Source organism: Acidovorax delafieldii 2AN (genome assembly GCF_000175235.1).
GTDB lineage: Bacteria > Pseudomonadota > Gammaproteobacteria > Burkholderiales > Burkholderiaceae_C > Acidovorax > Acidovorax delafieldii_B.
Window position 1 is genome coordinate 1 of sequence record NZ_ACQT01000272.1, and the last position, 4,640, is coordinate 4,640.

Consider the following 4,640-nt stretch of genomic DNA (forward strand, 5'->3'; position numbering starts at 1 on the left):
CGCCGCTCCAGTGCGAACAGGCCCCCCATGGCCACGAACGACAGCACCACGGCGGGCAGGTAGACCTGCCAGTGGTGGTCCCGTGCCAGCCCGGCCTGCACCAGCATGGCGGGCACGGCCACCCACATCGACAGCTGCACGGTGTGCAGCGCGAACACGCCCAGGTTCAGGCGCAGCAGATCGGGGTTGCGCCACACGTCTGCCACGCGCCCGCGCGGTGCATTCTGGTGCTGGGCGGGCTCGGCCGGCACCCACCACAGCACCACGGCCACACCGGCCAGGGCCAGCGCGCAGGTCAGGCCAAACAGGCCCGCCAGGCCGATGTGGGCCGCCAGCACCGGGGCTGCCACCAGGGCCACGGCAAACATGAGTCCGATGCTGCCGCCCACCAGCGCCATGGCCTTGGTGCGCACAGCGTCGCGTGTTTGGTCGGCCAGCAGGGCCGTCACTGCGGCCGACACGGCACCCGCGCCTTGCAGCGCCCGGCCCACGAGCAACCCCGTGACCGAATCGGCCAGCGCGGCCAGCAGGCTGCCCGCCGCGAAGACCAGAAGGCCCAGCACGATCACGCGCTTGCGTCCGAACCGGTCGGACGCCATGCCCAGGGGGAGCTGCAGCACCGCCTGCGTCAGGCCATAGATCCCCATGGCAAGCCCGACCAGGGCGGGGTCGTCACCGCCGGGGTACTTGCGGGCTTCGAGGGCAAACACCGGCAGCACGAGGAACAGGCCCAGCATGCGCAACGCGAAGATGAGCGCCAGGCTGATGCTGGAGCGGCGCTCCAGCGCGGTCATGCGGGTCGGGGCGGCGGGAGTGGACGAAGCAGACACAGGGCGGCAGCCGGAAGGGGCCAGAGAAAGTGAAAGGCGTGATTCTCGCCCAGGCGACCCTGGCACAAGAAAACGGCACCCGAAGGTGCCGTTGCATATGTGGTCAAAACAGCCTTAAACGCTGATGAAGCAAGCGCTAGGAGCTATTTGAACTATAGCGTCATGCCGCCTTGGCACGTCCCTGGCGCCAGCCCAGCAGGCCCAGCAGCGCTGCCAGCAGCGCTAGCGCCCACTCGCCCAGCGTGGGGACCCCTTGCGCGCCAGCGGCGGGCGGCGCGGCCAGGATCACGGGGTCGATGAACTCGCCGTTCACCGCCTTGTCGCCGTCCAACGCGCCACCGTCGCGGATGGTGTACGTCACCTGGTTACCGTTGACCGAGGTGGGCGTGAACGGCTGCCATGGCGGCGTGGCCGTGGCGTCGTACTTGAGCAGTACCGCGTTGGCGGGCATCGTGCCGGCGAAGGTGAGCGTCACCGTCAGGTCGCTGTTCGTGGCGCACTGCTCGGCCTTGAAATCCACCGCCGGGTACGGGTAGGCGTAGCCCGCGGGCAGCGACGACTGTTGCGGCCCCGCCAGCCCTGCTCGGGGCGTGAACTGCGTGTTCACCAGCGTGCAGGAGGCGCTAGGGTTGCCGATGCTCAGCGTAGTACCGGAGCCTGTGACGCTTTGCAGCCCGGTGCGCGTCAGCGTGATGGTGTAGGTCTTTGTCGTCACGCCGTCGGGTGCCGTCACCGCCACGGTGACGGTGTTGGTCCCGATCACCAGCGGCACGGCCGTGGGGGGGGGATTACCGTTGACCGTCACTGTGGCACCAGGATCGGCCAGGGTGGGTGTGACGGTGACCGAAGCCACCCCGTTCGCCACCTGCGCCGTGTAGGCCAGTGTGCCCGTGCTGAACGCGGGGGTCAGCGTGCCGCTGGAGAGCGCCAGACCCGACAGACCCGCATTGCCCGAGGCAATGGTCACGGTGTACGCCTTGCTGGCCGTGAACGGTGCGCCCGTGCCTGTGGTGCTGTCGGTCGCCGTGATGGTGAAGTTGGAAGTAGCTGCCGTGGTGGGCGTGCCAGTGATAGCGCCTGTCGAGGGGGCGAGCGTCAAGCCCACGGGCAAGGCGCCCGCCGTGACAGCGTAGCTGTACGGCGCGGTGCCGCCGCTGGCGCTCACGGTCTGACTGTAGGCCACACCCGTACTGCCGCCCGGCAGGGTGGCCGGGGCCAGGGCAATCGTCGGCGCCGCGATGGTGACGGAGTACGCGCGCGTCCCGGCGAAGTTGTGGGTATCGGTGGCTTGCACGGTGAAGTTGAAGGTACCCGCCGCCGTGGGCGTGCCCGACAGCACGCCGGAATTCAGCGTCAGCCCCGAGGGCAACGCGCCCGCGCTGATCAGGAAGTCATAAGGCGCCGTGCCGCCCGATGCCGTGAAAGTCTGGCTGTAGGCTGTGCCAATCGTCGGATTGGGCACGGAGCCGACTGGCGCCACCACGACGGTAGGCGCGCCGATGGTGAGGTTGTAGGTGCCCGAGACCGCGAACGGCGAACCAGCACCCGTGGTGCTGTCGGTGGCCGTCACGGTGAAGTTGACCGTGCCGCCCGCCGTCGGCGTGCCGGACAGGGTGCCGGTGCTGGTGCTGAAACTCAGCCCTGGCGGCATTGCGCCCGAGTTGATCGCTATCCCGTAGGTATAGGGTGCAGTGCCGCCACTGGGCGTGAACGCCTGGCTGTATGCCGTGAGCGCGGTGCCCGAAAGGTTGCTGCCTGATACCGGGTTGACGGTCAGCACCGGCGCATTGACTGTCCAGCTGTAGGGCCGGGAGCCGGTGTAGGGCCCCGCGCCGGTGGAACTATCGGTTGCCGTAACGGTGAAATTGAAGGTACCCACGGCCGTGGCCGTGCCGCTCAGCACACCCGCGCCACTCAACGAAACACCTGACGGCAGGGCGCCAGCCGTGATGGAATAGGTATAGCTGCTGGTGCCGCCGCTGGCCGTCACGCTGGCGTTATAGGCGCTGCCCGCCGTGGCGGCGGAGAGAGACGCCGGGCTGACCGTGATCGTGGGCACGGCGATGGTCAGCGTCAGCTGCCCGCTGGTCGCGTCGAATGGCCCCGTGCCCGTGCTCGAATCCGTGGTCCTGACCGTAAATGAGAACGCGCCGCCCGCCGTTGGCGTGCCGGACAGCGTGCCATTGCTCGCCAAGGTCATGCCCGCAGGCAGGCTGCCCGATGCCAGGGAATAGGTATAGGGCGCCGCGCCGCCGCTGGCCCCGACCAGTGACTGGTTGTAGGCCACGCCCACCTGGCCGTTGGCGGGCGACGAGGGCGCATAGCTGATGGTCGGGGCGGACACGGTAATGGTCACCGTGGCAGGCGCCGACGTGCCGCCAGCATTGGTCGCCGTATAGGTAAAAGAATCCGTGCCGGAATATGTCGTGATGGGTGTGTAAGTGATGGAAGTGCCACTGGCGGTGGCGGTGCCATGGCTTGCTCCGCTTGCTATGGCCACGCTGGCGGCTGCGCCACCGGTGATGTTCAGGGTGATGGGGGTGGCGCCGCTGTTGTACGGAACCGTCGCGCTGGCCGGGCCAGCAACGGGCGCAGCAATCCACTGGGCATAGAGCGCGGTATCGCCGGAAATAGTAAAGGCATCACCCGGGCTGTAAGTGCTGGCACTGCCGTTGGCCGCCGTGTTCCAGCCACTGAAGGTGTATCCGGTCCTGGTCAGGCTGCCGGTATTACCCAATACGGTGACCGTCGAACCGACGCTGTACGGACTGCCCCCATCCGTTGGGACATTGCCCCCTGTATTGCCATTGCCATTGTAGGTAACGGCATAAGTTACCGGAGCAGAAGTTGAAAAGCTCTGCTCAGAACCGTAATTCGTCCCTTGGCTATTGGCTGCCTTGACGCGGTAATAATACGTGGTGCTGCTGGATAGACCCGAAAGCGCTTTTTTTACACTCTTGGTACCAGCGCCCGCCAAAATGGATCCATTGGTATCGGGCACAACCCCTGTGTTGGTGTAAATCTTGGAGGTAGTTCCGTATTCAAAAGTGACCGATGTGTTCGCCCCATTATCAATCACTTCGGCATTGAGGGTCGCGGAAGTGGAATCGACACCGCTAGCAGGATTTGTAATCGTAGTGGGGTACGCGACATACCCGGAGGGTGGATTGCCGGCATATACAAGCAGTTGAGTAATGGTTCCATACTCACTACCATCGAGGGCGCTTGCATTAGTTCCCATCCAGCCACAGCCTACGCCATCGTAGTAGAACATCCGAAAGGAGAGCGTGTATTTGTTTCCGGCGGTGGTGGGTACCGACTGCATGACCCCTCCAAAACCAAGCTGCAAGCTGAGGAAAAGCGCTGGGTAACTGCTCCCGCCAGAATCATCGGGGTAACCGTTAGAGGTTGCCTGACCTTGCGAAAGCACGGTCATAGAGCCTGAACCCGCGACACCGCCTCTGGTCCATGAGATCGGTACCCCGGTATCGCTGTCGATCGCCCCAACCGACACGCCATTCGAGAAGTCGCCGTTCAGGAGTAGCTCAATATTGCCACCCTCTTCTTTGACACTGACATTGTCAACGAAGAAGGCACCACAGTCATTTCGACCCAATATCGTAATGGCGGTGGCATTGCCCGGTGGGGCAGAAAATGTGTAACTGTATCCCTGCCATGTGTAGACAGAGGGTGTCGTGCCGCCAGTGGAAACTGTGCCATCGAAAATATTTGCGACAAGATTGGCCGAGGGCACCGCCGCTGCCAAATTGGAAATGATCAGCAAAATAAAAAATGCGAGCTTCTTCCTAA

The 4,640-nt window shown here is 64.7% G+C and carries 1 protein-coding gene and 1 pseudogene; both read right to left on the reverse strand.

Annotated elements, in window-relative coordinates; all coding sequences use genetic code 11:
- Window positions 1-794: MFS transporter (locus tag ACDELDRAFT_RS19420; protein ID WP_005799743.1), on the reverse strand; the 794-nt coding region annotated here is incomplete at its 3' end.
- A 196-nt stretch (window positions 795-990) separates the two neighbouring features.
- Window positions 991-3,681, reverse strand: a pseudogene (locus ACDELDRAFT_RS19425) (beta strand repeat-containing protein); the annotation flags it as partial.
- Window positions 3,682-4,640 lie beyond the last annotated feature (959 nt).